Source organism: Rhodobacter sp. 24-YEA-8 (assembly GCF_900105075.1).
Classification (GTDB): domain Bacteria; phylum Pseudomonadota; class Alphaproteobacteria; order Rhodobacterales; family Rhodobacteraceae; genus Pseudogemmobacter.
In genome coordinates, this window is sequence record NZ_FNSK01000002.1 from 455650 (window position 1) to 469559 (window position 13910).

Here is a 13910-nt window from a genome sequence, read left to right on the forward strand (position 1 = left end):
GGCCTGCCGCCGTCCCTCCTCCCATATTTCAGGCATGAAGATCGACAATGTCCAAACTCGCCCTCCGCGTCACCTGTTCCTCGACCCGCGGCATCGTCGCCGCCATCTCGTCCTTCCTCGCCGGTCAGGGCTGCAATATCACCGATTCCAGCCAGTTCGATGATGCCCATACCGGTCGCTTCTTCATGCGTGTGAGCTTTCGCAGCGAAGAGGGCAAAACGCTGAAAGACCTGCGCGAGGCCTTTGCCGCGGTTGCGAGACCCTTCGATATGGAAGCGGATTTCTTCGACGAATCCGCCAAGCGCAAGGTCATCGTCATGGTCTCGCGCTTTGGCCATTGCCTGAATGACCTCTTGTACCGCTCGAAGATCGGCGCGCTGCCGATCGAGATCGTGGCCGTCATCTCGAACCATATGGATTACCAGAAGGTCGTGGTGAACCAGGACATCCCCTATTACTGCATCAGGGTCACCAAAGAGAACAAACCCCAGGCCGAAGCCGAGCAGATGCGGGTGGTGCGCGAAACCGGGGCCGAGCTGATCGTGCTGGCGCGCTATATGCAGGTGCTCTCAGACGAGATGTGCCGCGAGATGTCGGGGCGGATCATCAATATCCACCATTCCTTCCTGCCCTCCTTCAAAGGCGCCAATCCTTACAAGCAGGCCTTTGAACGCGGCGTGAAGCTGATCGGGGCGACCTCGCATTACGTCACCGCCGATCTGGATGAGGGTCCGATCATCGAACAGGACATCGTGCGGATCACCCATGCCCAGTCGGGCGAGGATTATGTCAGCCTTGGCCGCGATGTCGAGGCCTCGGTCCTGAGCCGTGCCATTCATGCCCATGTCCATGGGCGGGTCTTCATCAATGGCGAGAAGACGGTCGTGTTCCCGGCCTCGCCCGGATCCTATGCCTCGGAGCGGATGGGCTGAGGGCAGCTGGTCCGGCCATCACTGGCCGGAGGCCTCCGGCGGGGATATTTAAGGACAGATGAAAACGGCGAGGGCGCTCCTTTCAGGGAGCGCCCTTTGTTTTGTGAAGCCGGGCCGGATCAGGCCAGCCAGGGTCTGACTTCGTCGAGTTTCGACCACCCGGCATACCAGGTGTCGAACAGGGCCAGCTGCTTTTCGATGAAACCGGCCTGGCTCGGCGAGAGCGTGTCATCGGCGTTGAAGTGGAGCGCGTATTCCGGGTTCCCCTTCAGCACCATCATATGCTTGAAGAAGAGGACCAGATCGGGGCCGCCATCGACGCGGGCCAGTTCGTAAAAGGCAGTGTCGAGTTCTTTGGCCAGGCGGCGGGCTTTGACATCGCCGGTGGCGGCGGCTTTGCACAGATTGCCCAGCGTCAGGATCTCGCGCGGCAGCACACAGCCGATGCCGGTGATCGCGCCGGTCGCGCCCGCATTGACATAGCCATGGAAGACCGACGTATCGATGCCGATCATCAGGGTCACGTCGTCATCGGCCGAAGTGATGTGTTCGGCGGCATAGGTCATCGCGGCATCGCCGCCGAATTCCTTGAAGCCGATCAGGTTCGGATGTTCCGCGCGCAGGGCGAAGAAGAGATCGGCTTTGGTCTCGAACCCGTAATAGGGGCTGTTATAGATCACGGCCGGCAGCTTCGGAGCGGCCGCGAGGATCGCCTTGAAATGCGCCTTTTGCGCCGCCGGGACCGCGCCGCGCGACAGAACACGCGGGATCACCATAAGGCCATGCGCGCCGACCTTTGCGGCATGTTCTGCAAGCGCCACGGCCGAGGCCGTATTGATCGCACCGGTTCCGACGATCACTTTGACGCCGGCCTGCACCAGGCGCTCGACGCCTTCCATCCGCTGCGCGTCGGTCAGGAGCGGCCAGTCTCCCATCGAGCCGCAATAGACCACAGAGGACATGCCAAGGCTGACGAGCTCTTTCGCCTTTTTGACCAGAGCGTCGAAATCGGGGCTGCGATCGGCTTTGCAGGGCGTCATCAGGGCGGGGATGGTGCCGGTGAAGATATCGCTCATCTGGCTGGTTCCTCTGTTGGGGCCGCGCGAAAGGTCTGGCGGCACGATTCCGTGGTTCAGCCTTGAGTATAGAGTTTGTATTTTATTTGTCGACATAAATTCCGCTCAGACGGAGAACCGCGCGCAGCCTGGCCTCCCCCGGAAAGATCAGATGGAAATGTCCTGACGGCGGTCGCGGGTGATCGCTTTCTGGATCTGCCGGATGATCTGATCGGCATGGGCGCGCGCAACCTGATCGGCGGCGGCAATATCGCGGGCGGCAATCGCCGCGACCATCTGCTCATGTTCGCGCAGCCAGAGCGCCGGCATATCGCCTTCGAAACTGCTGTAATAGTAAAGCCGCAACAGGCGGCGCCCCTCATCCAGCAAACGGCTGAAGAGCGAGAGGTAATAGCGGTTGCGCCCGGCCTCGGCGATGGTCTGGTGGAACTGGCGATTGGTCGCGATCATGCCGATCTCATCGCCTGCCGCACAGCGGTCCTCATAGGCGCGCTGATAGGCGCGAATGCGGTCGAGATCTTCCGCCGTGTGATATTCCGCCGCGAGCCTTGTGGTGACGCGATACATCAGGGTCAGCGCGTCGAAGAAGGTGTGGAGATTGGCGAAATCGATCTGCGACACCATGGTCGAGCGGTTCGGCAGCGTGTCGATCAGCCCTTCGGCCGCAAGCCGCACCAGCGCCTCGCGGATCGGTGTGCGCGACATGCCAAAGCGGTCGGCCAGCTGGATCTCATCGACGATGGAGCCTGGCGGAAGTTCCAGATCAAGGATCTGGTCGCGCAAAAGTTCATAGACCATCCGCACGCCGGAGCCGCGTTTACGGTCCTGCCCCGCAGGCGTTTCGCTGGCTGTCATCGGCGCGGATCCCCTTCATGTCGACAAAAGGAATACGCCACTGTTTTTCCGCGATCAACAGCGACAAGGCACCGGGGCGGGGTCAGGCCGCCGAAAGCCGCGCATAGCGCCCGCCACTGACCGACAATTCGGCATGTGTGCCCATTTCGGTGATGCGGCCCTCTTCCATCACGATGATCCGGTCGGCATCGCGAATCGTGGCCAGCCGATGCGCGATCACCAGCGTGGTGCGGCCCTCGGCCAGACGTTCCAGCGCGGACTGGATCTCGCGTTCGGTTTCGGTATCCAGGGCCGAGGTCGCCTCGTCGAGGATCAGGATCGGCGGGTTTTTCAGGAAGACCCGCGCGATGGCGACGCGCTGCTTCTGGCCGCCCGACAGCATGACACCGCGTTCGCCCACGATGGTATCCAGACCCTGCGGCAGCCGCGCGATCATCTCGGAAAGCTGCGCATGTTCTGCCGCCGCGATGATCTCGGCCTCGCTCGCATCGAGCCGGCCATAGGCGATATTCTCGCGCAGCGTGCCGCCGAACAGATAAACGTCCTGGCTCACGATCCCGATCTGGCGGCGCAGGCTGTCGAGAGTAAAGCCGGTGATATCATGCCCATCAAGCGTGATCGCCCCCGAGGCCGGTTCGTAGAACCGGGGCAAAAGCGCCAGCAGCGAGGTCTTCCCCGCCCCGGACGGGCCGACAAAAGCCAGGGTCTCGCCGGGATGCACGTCAAAGGTGATGTCGCGCAGCACCGGGCGCGCCGGGTCATAACCGAAATTCACCGCTTCAAACCGCAGCGCCCCGCTCAGCGCAGGTGCCAGGCGGGCATCGGGCAGATCGGCTATATCGGGTTCGGTTGCGAGCAATTCCTGATAGCGGCGGAAACCGGCGATGCCTTTGGGATAGGTTTCGAGCACGGCGGCGATCTTTTCCAGCGGCCGGAAGAACACCGATGACAGCAAAAGGAAGCCGACGAACCCACCCGCGGTCAGGCTGCCTTCCAGCACATAGCCTGCGCCCGCGACCATGATCAGCACCTGGACGCCGCGCATCCCGATGTAATTCAGCGCCTGGCTTGCCGCCATGATCTTATAGGCGTCGAGTTTCGTGCGCCGGTACATGGCATTGTCATGCGCAAAGCGCGCTTTCTCATGTTCCTCATTGCCGAAGGCCTGAACGACGCGGATACCGCCGACATTCTCTTCCATCCGGACGTTGAAATTCGCCACCCGGGAATAGATCGCGCGCCAGGTCGCGGTCATCCGCCCGCCAAAGACCGAGACGATCAGCACCGCCACCGGCACGATCACCACCGTCATGATCGCCAGCGGCACATGCAGCCAGAGCATCAGCGCGAATGCCCCGATAAAGGTCATGATCGCGATGAACAGATCTTCCGGCCCGTGATGCGCGACCTCGCCGATCTCTTCCAGATCGCGGGTCACGCGGGACACCAGATGCCCGGTGCGCGATTTGTCGAAATAGCTCCAGGAGAGTTTCTGGATATGGTCAAAGGCGCGCCTGCGCATCTCGGTCTCGATATTGATCCCGAGCATATGGCCCCAATAGGTCACAATCGCCATCAGCCCGGTATTGACCAGGTAGACCGCCATCAGCACCGCCGCCGCCATCAGCGTCAGGGACCAGTTCCCCGCCGGCAAAAGCACGTCGATAAAGCCCCGGACCGCGAGCGGGAACGCCAGCTCCAGCAGGCCCGACAGGACAGCACAGCCGAAATCGACCCAGAACAGGGTCTTCCAGGGCCGGTAATAGGTAAGGAAATCGCGCAGCATGGCTCACTCTGTCAGCCTTCGGGGCAAAGATAAGGCCTGGACCCGAAGAGCCGGATGGTCAAGACCTCTCAGCCGAAAGCCGCCACCCTGCCTGTGACCGAAAGCACCACTTCTGCGCCTTCGCTCAGCCTCGGGCCGCCCATCTGATCGACCTGGATCTCGGTGCCGTTGCAATCGACCCAATAGGTCAGATCATGCCCCTTGAACTCGACCGAGGTGACGCGGCCCCGGGCCGGCTCATCTGCCCCGGCCTCGCGAATGGCGATCCGTTCCGGGCGCAACGAGAACCCGATCGGGCCACTGGCCGGGCGCTCCAGCGCGATGGGGCCCAGCACGGTATCGCAGCTTTCGCCCCGGGCCTCGCCGGTGATCAGATTGGTGCGGCCCAGAAAGCCCGCGACAAATGGGTCGGAGGGGCGGTCATAGACCTCGGCCGCCGGGCCATACTGCAACAGACGCCCGTCTTTCATCACCGCCACGCGGTCGGCGAAACTGAGCGCTTCTTCCTGGTCATGGGTGACGAACAGGATACCGATGCCACTCGCCTTCAGGAGCGCCCGGATCTCGCGTCTTGTGCGGGCGCGCAGCCCGGCATCAAGGTTCGAGAACGGCTCATCCAGCAAGATCACCGCCGGGGCGGCGGCAAAGCTGCGCGCCAGCGCCACGCGCTGCTGCTGGCCACCGGAAAGCTCATCGGGAAAGCGGGCGCCGTAACCCGCAAGGCCAACCATCTCCAGATAGCGCGCAGCAGTTGCGGGCGCACGGTCAGCCGCGCCGAACAACACATTCTGCGCCACGGTCATATGCGGGAAAAGCGCATAGTCCTGGAACACCATACCGATGCCGCGCTTTTCCGGCGCAATACCGGTGACATCGCGGCCCGCCAGCCGGATCTGGCCCCGGTCCGGGGTCTCGAACCCCGCGACCATCCGGAGCGTCGTGGTCTTGCCACAGCCCGAAGGCCCGATCAGCGCAAGGATCTCTCCCGCCGCCAGATCCAGTGACAGATCATCGACCACGGCCTGGCCTGCGCCAAAAGACCGGCTCAGATGTGAAAGCGACAGCAGCGGCTCAACCGTCATCTTCTTCCCAATTCCTTGCGACCGGCGCCTTCATATTTCAGGATCAGCCCGACGAAAAACGCCGAAAACAGGATGATCGCAAGCGCGAATGGCGCGGCTTCGGTCATCATGCCCTCGACCGTGCGGCCAAAGACCGTGGTTGAAAGACTGCGCCAGCCGGTGGGCGCCAGCATCCAGTTCAGCGGCAATTCCTTGACCACTGCGATAAAGACCAGGAGGCCCGCCGCCACCATCGGCCCTTTCAGGCGCGGCAGCGTCACACGCGCAAAGGCGCGGCCCGGCCCGGCCCCAAGCGCGCGCGCCGCCTCTTCCGGCCTGGTCCCGATCTGCATCAGCGCCAGCCGCAAGGGCCCGAGCGCCAGCGCGAGGAAGGTCATCACCCAGGCGAAGATCAGGACGCCATGGCTCTGATAGGCAAAGGGAATGAGCGCCAGGGTGAAAAACACCATCGCGAGGCCAAAGGCCAGGGGCGGCGTCGCATAGCCCATCCAGGCCAGCCGGTCGGTCAGGCTCGCAAACCAGCCGGGCCAGCGCAGCGTCAGCAAAACCACCGGCAGCGCCAGCGCGACCGTCAGCACTGCGACCACCGCCGCCGCCAGGCCCGAATTCAGCGCCGCCTGGCCCAGCTGGCCCCAGTCGATCTCGCCAATGCCACGCCGCATCCAGTGGCCCAGCACCGCCAGGGGCAATCCGAGCGCAGCGAGGCTTACCAGAATGACCCAGCCCCAGGCGAGCACCGCCCAGCCGCCAAGCCGGACCGGCCGCCCGCGCCGCTGCACCCCGGTCCCGACCCGGGCAAAGCGGCGGCTCCGCGTCAGCCGCGCCTGCGCGAACAGCGCAAGCGCCGCCACGCCCAAAAGCATCAGCGAAAGCCAGGCGGCATAGGTGCGGTCAAAGGCACCGGCATATTGCGTATAGATCGCGTAGGAAAACACCTCATAGCGCATCAGCGCGATGGCCCCGAAATCGCCGATCACATAAAGCCCCACGACCAGCCAGGCCGAAACCAGCGCCGGCCAGAGCTGTGGCAACACAACATGGCGCATGATTTCCACCCGCCCGCGTCCCAGCGAGGCGGCGCTTTCCTCAAGCCCCGGATCCATCCCCAGAAACGCGGCGCGCAAATTCAGGAACATATAGGGGAAAGTGTAAAGCGACAGCGAAAGCCCCGCCCCCAAGAGCCCGTGCAACGGCGGCAGTGAGACCCCGAACCATTCCCGCGCGAAGCCGTAATAGCCCGAGAGGCCCAAAAGCGCATAGGCCATCACATAGCCCGGCACCGCCAGCGGCAGCGCCATCAGGAATGTCACCAGCCCGCGCGCCCGCAGATCGCTGCGCGTCACCAGCCAGGCCATGGGCGCCGCGATCAGCGTGCCGATCCCCAGGACCAGCGCCACCAGCGCAAGCGTATTCCCCAGAAGCATCAGATTGCGCGACCGGAAGACGATCTCCGCCAGTTGTGCCGGCTCGGCCCCGAAGGCGCGTATCACCAGATAGGCCGCCGGCAGACAGGTGCCGACGCCCACAAGCCCCGCCGCAAGCAGCAAGACAAGCGGCGGGCGGGGCCTGCGCCCCGCCCGCCCTGATGATGTCACGATGCCCGACAAGCTCAGAGCAGCCCGACCTCACGCAGCAGCGCAAGCGTGCCTTCCAGATCGCCGATCTGGTTCACATCGACCTTCGGGCTGATCGCCTGGACCGCCTCAAGGCTTTCCAGCGTCGCATGCGGGATCACGCCCGTGACAACCGGATATTCATAGCCCTGCAGCGTGATGAACTGCTGCGCAGCAGGCGAGAGCAGATAGTCGATGAATTTCTGCGCATTCTCTTTATTGGCCGAGGCCTCGACAATGCCTGCGCCCGCAACCAGCACCAGGTTGCCGATGTCACCGGCTTCGAAATGCGCCTGATCGACCGGGAAAGCGTCATCCCTGGCGGTATAGCGGCCAAGATAGTAGTTGTTCACCAGGCCATAATCGACTTCGCCGGCGGCAATGGCTTCGATCTGGGTGCCGTTGTTTTTGTAAACTTTGGCGTCATTGGCGATCATGCCTTCCAGCCAGGCCCGGGTCGCCTCATCGCCATGGGTCAGGCGGAATGCCGTGACAAAGGCCTGGAAAGAACCATTGGTCGGCGCCCAGGCCACGCGGCCCTTGTATTTCTCATCGGTCAGATCGGTGATCTTTGCCGGAAGCGCGCCCGGCTCGACCCGCTCGGTCGAATAAACCAGCACCCGGGTCCGGCCCGAAGTCGCCACCCATTTGTTCGACGGATCGCGGAAGACCTCGAGCACTTTTTCATTCTCGGCCGGCGCCAGCTCTGCGAAAACCGGAGCCAGAGCGCCAAGCGCGCCGGCATCCTGGGCCCAGAACAGATCGGCCGGGCTGTTGGCGCCCTCTTCCTGCAGCAATGCCGCCATTTCCGAGGTCGAGCCATAGCGGACATCGGTCCTGATGCCGGTCTCGGCCTCGAACTGCGCGATCAGCGGCGCAACCAGCGCCTCGCCGCGGCCGGAATAGATGGTCAGCGTATCCGCCGCGGCCATCGAGCCGATCCCGAGCGAAAGCGCAATGCCAGCCACAAATTTTCCGGGTGCGAATGTCATCAGAAGGACTCCTCCATTATGCCCCGCCGCCCGCGCGTTCTGCGCCTGCGGATAGGCCGGATCGTGAATCTGTCGCAAATTGTCGTAATAGCTATCCTGACAATTATCATCGGTAATCACGGATGAAAACCGCAATTCTGACCAAAATGCTATTCGCGGTCCCGGAAGGCTGTTTCTGATGAAAAAATCGAGGCCTCAGCCGGCGCAGGCAAAGACGGCAAGCGTCGCCGTCTCGGCGATCACCAGGGGTCCCCGCGGCGGCTGAAAGGCGCTGTGGCGATGGGTGTTTTCTGGCAGGATGACCAGCGCTGCAAAGCCATCCGGCACCACCACAGTCTCCACCGGCGCGCCATCGACGGTCAGGCGCAGCCGGGGCGCGTCGGTGTCGATGCGGATCTCCAGCCGCGTCTCTCCCGCCCCGCTGGCGCTGGCCGCAACGCTCAGCTTCAGCCGCTGCGCGGGGCCCGGCGCGGGCAGCGGCGGCAATTCCGGTATACGGGGCGCGAGGCCGGTCGGCGGCAAGAGCGGTTCCATCGCGCGCGCAAGCGCCAGCAGCGTGCTGTCCTCCCAGGCCCGCCCGGCAAGCGTCAGCCCGGCCGGCATCCCGGTATCCGCCATCACCCCCATCGAAAGCGTCACTGTAGGCACGCCCAGATGCCGGATCGCGAGATTGCCATTCGCGACCCAGGTTCCGTTGCGCCAGGCCAGATCCGCCGAGGCCGGGGTCACATCGGCATCCGCCGGCCCCACATCCGCCACCGCCGGAAAGATCACCGCATCATAGCCATGCCTGTCCATCCAGTCTTCCAGATCGCGCTTTCGGGTTTCCTCAAGCCCCCGAAACCCGTCTTCCAGATGCGGGATCCTGCGGAAATCCGCGACCGGATGCGCGCGCGCATGGGCAGGGTAATCGGCAATATCATCGCCAAAGCCGGTATAGCGGTCGGGCAGCGCGCCGTCGGGCTGCGGGAAAATCGCCGTGCCATCGACCTCCGCCAGCCGGCTGAGGCCCGGATCGCCATTGGCGGCCAGAAAATCATCCCAGGCCCAGACCGAGAGATCGACAATCTCGCGCCGCAGATATTCCGGCGACACCAGCCCCCGCGTCCCGATCTTCGGCGCGCCGGCCCGGTCGCCTTCATAATTCGAAACCAGCGGAAAATCCGAGATCTCCACCTCTGCCCCCGCCGCGCGCAGCGCTGCGACCACCCTGTCCATCAGCGCAATGACCGATGCGCGGGTCTCGACCCGCTGCCCGGTCGGCCCGCCGATCCCCGGGCTTTCCCCCGTCCCGGCCTCTGCGTCCAGGTTCACATACATCGCCGGCAGCGCAAAGCGCCTGCCCGTCAGCGCGGCGGTCAGCGCCGGATAGGAGTGCGGGCGGATCGCGGACGGGCGCGGCAGCGCAACCCAATCCTGCGACCGCCACAGATCGCCGCGCGTCTCGGGATCATCGGCCACGATCACGTCGAGCACTTCCAGCAGATCGGCCATGCTGCGGGTATGTGGCACCACTACATCCATGGTCGGCACCAGCGGCCAGTTGCCCCGGACCGAAATCAGCCCGCGCGATGGTGTCAGCGCGCAAAGCCCGTTATTCGCCGCCGGCGCGCGGCCCGAAGACCAGGTCTCCTCGCCCAGCCCGAAGGCCGCGAAAGAGGCCGCCGTCGCGCTGCCTGATCCATTTGACGAGCCGGAAGCGAAAGCCGCTGTCAGGTAAGCGGCATTCCAGGGCGATTCCGCCCGCCCGTAAACGCCGCGCTGCATGCCACCATTGGCCATTGGCGGCATATTGGTCAGCCCGATCAGCACCGCCCCCGCCGCTCTCAGCCGCCCGATCGCAAAAGCGTCGTCGCCCGCGACCAGATCCTGAAAGGCAGGCGAGCCTGCGGCAACCGTCAGGCCTTTGACCTTGTAACTGTCCTTGGCGGTATAGGGGATGCCATCGAGTGGCCCGAGCGCCGCGCCAGACGCGCGGCGCAGATCCGAGGCCCGGGCTTCCTCGAACATCGCCGGGTTCAGCACCGGCACGGCATTGAGCCTGATCCCCTGGTGGTCATAGGCGGCGATGCGGCGCAGATACCCTGCGACAAGTGCGACCGAGGTGGTTTCTCCCGCCTCCAGCGCCTGGCGGAGGTCTGCGATACTGGCGCCGTGGAGGTTCATGCCCGGGCCGTGGCCTGAAGCGGGGCGGGCTGATGCTGAGTGATGCAATGCACCCCGCCGCCGCGCGCAAAGATCTCGCGGGCATCGACGGTGACGACACGGCGCCCGGGATAGGCGGCGGCAAGGATCTCAGCCGCCTGCGCATCGGCGCGCGGCTCGCCAAAGCCACAGGCAATGACGGCCCCATTCAGCACCAGATGGTTGATATAGGACCAGTCGTTAAAGCCATGTGCATCCGTAATGGTCTCGGGCGCGGGCACATCAATGATTTCGAACCGGCGCCCCTTTGCGTCCGTCGCGCCCTCAAGGATCGCGCGGATATTGGCCATTACCTTGTGATCCGGGTGGCCCGGATTGCGCTGATCATGCAGCAGCACCTTGCCGGGGCCGGGGAAGGTCGCGACAATATCGACATGGCCATTGGTGCCAAATTCCCAGTAATCGCCCGTAAGGCCCTGTGGCAGCCAGATCACCTTTTCCGCGCCCAGCGTGCGCGCGAATTCCGCCTCGACCCGCGCGCGGTCGGCCAGAGGATTGCGGCGCGGGTCAAGCTGTACCGTCTCGGTCGCGAACATGGTGCCCTCGCCGTCGACATGGATGCCGCCGCCCTCATTGACCAGCAAGGAAGACACCACCGGCACCCCGGCCAGCCCGGCGATAAAGCGCGCGAGGCCCCGGTCATTCTCCCATTCCGCCGGGTCATCAGAGCCCCAAGCGTTATAGATCCAATCGACCGCCGCAATCGACCCGTCTGCCGATTGCACGAAAGTCGGGCCGGAATCGCGGGTCCAGAAATGCTCGATCGGGCGCTCGACCAGTTCAACGGCAGAGCCGAGCATCGCCTTCGCCCGTGTCATCTCGGTCGGGTCGACGATCATCGTCACCGGCTGAAACGGCGCAATCGCAAGTGCGACATCGGCCCAGGCCCGGTAGCCTGCCTCGCGCGCGACCATGCCCTCGCCCAGCGTCGCACTCTCACGCGGGAAGGCCATCCAGATCCGGTCCTGGGGGGCGGTCTCGGCGGGCATGAACCAGTTCTTCGGCACCACGGGCATCGGCAACTCCTGTCAGACTGTTGCCCGATCAGATGCCAGAAAGCGCCGCTGGCGCAAGAGGGCGCAAAGAAGGATCAGCCCCCCGGCACAGCGCGCCGGCTCCCGGGCGGTGATATGGCAGCGCCTGGCAAGCAGCGAAGGCGCGGTGAGGGTCCATCGCAACAAGGCTTAACCCAGGCGCGGGATTTCCAGCCAGGCCGGACTGTTCTTACAATTCAGGGCCACCCTCTGATCCTGCCTCGACCGGCGCCGCTCCGGAATCCAGCAGGCTCCGGATCAGTTCGAAACTGTTTCTGACTCTGAGCTTGCGGATCATCGAGGCCCGGTGCACCTCGACCGTGCGGGGCGAGCAGTCCAGCACCCGCGCGATTTCCTTCGAGGTCATGCCGCCGACCATATGCCGCGCCACCCGCATCTCGGCGGGCGTCAGAAGTCCCGGCGCCGCCCCCGTCTCGATCACGCGATAGGTCCAGATCGCCAGGCGATGCGGTGCTTTCGGGGTCAGCGTCACCCCCCTGCCCTCCATCCAGACCAGCTGGCCATCGTGGCGGCGCATGAAACGTTCATCGCGGATCATCGGTCGCAGCCGCAGCGCCTCTTCCGCGCGTTGGCCCAGCCGCTCGAAATCGGTCTCGCCAGGGTAAAGCACCCGCATCGAACAGCCCTCAAGCGCGCCCGGGTCCCAGCCGAACACCCGGCCCGCCGCAAGATTGGCACGGCAGATCACCCGGTCCTTCAGCACCAGCGTGGCTTCCGGCGCATGCAGAAAGGCCAGCGCGGCAAGGTCATCGGGGGCAGAAGACGGCATCGGTGTCTCTTTATACCTGGGCACCTACGTATTTCTACGGATTCCGGCCCGGCCTGCAATCCATCAGCATCACCGGGGATCGGACCAGAGTCCGGAGAGGGATCATGGGAAACAAGATATACAATACCGCCGCCGAAGCGCTGGACGGCCATCTGAAAGACGGGATGCTGATCGCCGCCGGCGGCTTTGGCCTTTGCGGCATTCCGGAACTGCTGATCGCCGCAATCCGCGATGCGGGCACCAGAGAGCTGACCGTCGCCTCGAACAATGCGGGCGTTGACGGATTTGGCCTCGGGCAATTGCTGGAAACCCGCCAGGTGAAGAAGATGATCTCGTCCTATGTGGGCGAGAATGCCGAATTCATGCGCCAGTATCTCTCGGGCGAGCTGGAGCTGGAATTCAACCCGCAAGGGACGCTGGCCGAGCGGATGCGCGCGGGCGGTGCCGGGATCCCCGGCTTCTACACCAAAACCGGCGTCGGCACCGTGATCGCCGAGGGCAAAGAGCACCACGATTTCGACGGCCAGACCTATATCCTGGAACGCGGCCTCGTCGCCGATCTGGCGATTGTGAAAGCCTGGAAGGCCGACCCTTCGGGCAATCTCGTCTTCCGCAAGACCGCACGGAATTTCAACGTCCCCGCCGCCACCTGCGGCCGCGTCTGCATCGCCGAGGTCGAGGAAATCGTGCCGCTTGGCGCCCTGGACCCCGACAGCGTCCACCTCCCCGGCATCTATGTGACAAAGATCGTGCAGGGCGCCCATGAAAAGCGGATCGAACAACGCACTGTGCGCCAGAAGGAGCAGGCATAATGGCTGGCTGGGATCGTAACCAAATGGCCGCCCGTGCGGCGCAGGAACTCCAGGACGGCTGGTATGTGAATCTCGGCATCGGCATTCCGACGCTGGTCGCGAATTATATTCCCGAGGGCATCGAGGTCACGCTGCAATCGGAAAATGGCATGCTTGGCATGGGCCCCTTCCCGTTCGAGGGCGAGGAAGACGCCGATCTGATCAATGCCGGCAAGCAGACCATCACCGAGCTGCCGCAAACCGCGTTTTTCGACAGCGCCACCAGCTTCGCGATGATCCGTGGCGGCAAGATCGCCATGGCGATCCTCGGCGCGATGGAAGTCGCGGAAAACGGCGATCTCGCCAATTGGATGATCCCCGGCAAGCTTGTGAAGGGCATGGGCGGCGCGATGGACCTTGTCGCGGGCGTCGGCCGGGTGGTCGTGGTGATGGATCACACCAACAAAGCGGGCGAGTCGAAAGTGCTGAAAGCCTGCACCCTGCCTCTGACCGGCAAATCGGTGGTCGACCGCATCATCTCGAACCTCGGGGTGCTGGATGTGGTGCCGGGCGGGCTGAAAATCGTCGAATGCGCCCCGGGCATCAGCGAGGCCGAACTGCGCGCCGCGACCGAGGCGACCATCGTCGGCTGATCCCACCACTGCAAGACTGACATAAGGGGGCCGCCAGGCCCCCTTTTCTGTGGCCTCCGTCTCAATATGAACCCGCCCCCTTCGCCGGCACAAAGCTGCCT

At 64.2% G+C, this 13910-nt stretch carries 12 protein-coding genes; 3 read left to right on the forward strand and 9 right to left on the reverse strand.

What is annotated here, in order from left to right:
• The first annotated feature begins 47 nt into the window (after nucleotides 1–47).
• On the forward strand, nucleotides 48–932 hold the full coding sequence (gene purU, locus BLW25_RS18660) for a formyltetrahydrofolate deformylase (RefSeq protein WP_092902921.1): 885 nt from the start codon (nucleotides 48–50) through the stop codon (nucleotides 930–932).
• Nucleotides 933–1051: 119 nt separating this feature from the next.
• Here the strand turns inward: purU and BLW25_RS18665 are convergent, their stop codons facing one another.
• The 9 genes from BLW25_RS18665 to BLW25_RS18705 all read right to left on the reverse strand — a co-directional run bounded on the left by BLW25_RS18665 (nucleotide 1052) and on the right by BLW25_RS18705 (nucleotide 12365).
• Nucleotides 1052–2008 carry a dihydrodipicolinate synthase family protein gene (locus BLW25_RS18665; protein WP_092902923.1) on the reverse strand — a complete coding sequence of 319 codons (957 nt, stop codon included), beginning with the start codon at nucleotides 2006–2008 and terminating at the stop codon, nucleotides 1052–1054.
• A 147-nt stretch (nucleotides 2009–2155) separates the two neighbouring features.
• Complete coding sequence (locus BLW25_RS18670; RefSeq protein ID WP_092902925.1) at nucleotides 2156–2863, reverse strand: GntR family transcriptional regulator; 708 nt, start codon at nucleotides 2861–2863, stop codon at nucleotides 2156–2158.
• An 82-nt stretch (nucleotides 2864–2945) separates the two neighbouring features.
• Complete coding sequence (locus BLW25_RS18675; protein ID WP_092902927.1) at nucleotides 2946–4649, reverse strand: ABC transporter ATP-binding protein; 1704 nt, start codon at nucleotides 4647–4649, stop codon at nucleotides 2946–2948.
• A 68-nt stretch (nucleotides 4650–4717) separates the two neighbouring features.
• On the reverse strand, nucleotides 4718–5731 hold the full coding sequence (locus BLW25_RS18680; protein WP_092902929.1) for an ABC transporter ATP-binding protein: 1014 nt from the start codon (nucleotides 5729–5731) through the stop codon (nucleotides 4718–4720).
• A complete protein-coding gene (locus BLW25_RS18685; protein ID WP_253188587.1) occupies nucleotides 5728–7257 on the reverse strand; it encodes an ABC transporter permease in 1530 nt (509 codons plus the stop codon). The genes BLW25_RS18680 and BLW25_RS18685 overlap by 4 nt, the downstream gene beginning before the upstream one ends.
• Nucleotides 7258–7340: 83 nt before the next feature.
• Nucleotides 7341–8336, reverse strand: a complete 996-nt coding sequence (locus tag BLW25_RS18690) for an iron ABC transporter substrate-binding protein (protein WP_092902931.1) — start codon at nucleotides 8334–8336, stop codon at nucleotides 7341–7343.
• A gap of 195 nt (nucleotides 8337–8531) precedes the next feature.
• Complete coding sequence (locus BLW25_RS18695; RefSeq protein WP_092902933.1) at nucleotides 8532–10502, reverse strand: amidase; 1971 nt, start codon at nucleotides 10500–10502, stop codon at nucleotides 8532–8534.
• Complete coding sequence (locus tag BLW25_RS18700) at nucleotides 10499–11557, reverse strand: agmatine deiminase family protein (protein WP_216279420.1); 1059 nt, start codon at nucleotides 11555–11557, stop codon at nucleotides 10499–10501. Before BLW25_RS18700 ends, BLW25_RS18695 begins: the two co-directional genes overlap by 4 nt.
• Nucleotides 11558–11765: 208 nt before the next feature.
• Nucleotides 11766–12365, reverse strand: a complete 600-nt coding sequence (locus tag BLW25_RS18705; protein ID WP_092902935.1) for a LuxR C-terminal-related transcriptional regulator — start codon at nucleotides 12363–12365, stop codon at nucleotides 11766–11768.
• A 104-nt stretch (nucleotides 12366–12469) separates the two neighbouring features.
• On the opposite strand from BLW25_RS18705, the gene BLW25_RS18710 reads away from it, so the two are divergent.
• Nucleotides 12470–13177 carry a CoA transferase subunit A gene (locus BLW25_RS18710; RefSeq protein ID WP_092902937.1) on the forward strand — a complete coding sequence of 236 codons (708 nt, stop codon included), beginning with the start codon at nucleotides 12470–12472 and terminating at the stop codon, nucleotides 13175–13177.
• Complete coding sequence (locus BLW25_RS18715) at nucleotides 13177–13809, forward strand: 3-oxoacid CoA-transferase subunit B (protein ID WP_092902939.1); 633 nt, start codon at nucleotides 13177–13179, stop codon at nucleotides 13807–13809. The genes BLW25_RS18710 and BLW25_RS18715 overlap by 1 nt, the downstream gene beginning before the upstream one ends.
• The last annotated feature ends 101 nt before the right edge of the window (nucleotides 13810–13910 follow it).

Bases quoted from the DNA above. Each gene is read 5' to 3' on its own strand.
- BLW25_RS18665 (WP_092902923.1), bottom strand. From the start codon at position 2,008: ATGAGCGATATCTTCACCGGCACCATCCCCGCCCTGATGACGCCCTGC.
- BLW25_RS18670 (WP_092902925.1), bottom strand. From the start codon at position 2,863: ATGACAGCCAGCGAAACGCCTGCGGGGCAGGACCGTAAACGCGGCTCC.
- BLW25_RS18675 (WP_092902927.1), bottom strand. From the start codon at position 4,649: ATGCTGCGCGATTTCCTTACCTATTACCGGCCCTGGAAGACCCTGTTC.
- BLW25_RS18690 (WP_092902931.1), bottom strand. From the start codon at position 8,336: ATGACATTCGCACCCGGAAAATTTGTGGCTGGCATTGCGCTTTCGCTC.
- BLW25_RS18680 (WP_092902929.1), bottom strand. From the start codon at position 5,731: ATGACGGTTGAGCCGCTGCTGTCGCTTTCACATCTGAGCCGGTCTTTT.
- BLW25_RS18695 (WP_092902933.1), bottom strand. From the start codon at position 10,502: ATGAACCTCCACGGCGCCAGTATCGCAGACCTCCGCCAGGCGCTGGAG.
- BLW25_RS18710 (WP_092902937.1), top strand. From the start codon at position 12,470: ATGGGAAACAAGATATACAATACCGCCGCCGAAGCGCTGGACGGCCAT.
- BLW25_RS18715 (WP_092902939.1), top strand. From the start codon at position 13,177: ATGGCTGGCTGGGATCGTAACCAAATGGCCGCCCGTGCGGCGCAGGAA.
- BLW25_RS18705 (WP_092902935.1), bottom strand. From the start codon at position 12,365: ATGCCGTCTTCTGCCCCCGATGACCTTGCCGCGCTGGCCTTTCTGCAT.
- purU (WP_092902921.1), top strand. From the start codon at position 48: ATGTCCAAACTCGCCCTCCGCGTCACCTGTTCCTCGACCCGCGGCATC.
- BLW25_RS18700 (WP_216279420.1), bottom strand. From the start codon at position 11,557: ATGCCCGTGGTGCCGAAGAACTGGTTCATGCCCGCCGAGACCGCCCCC.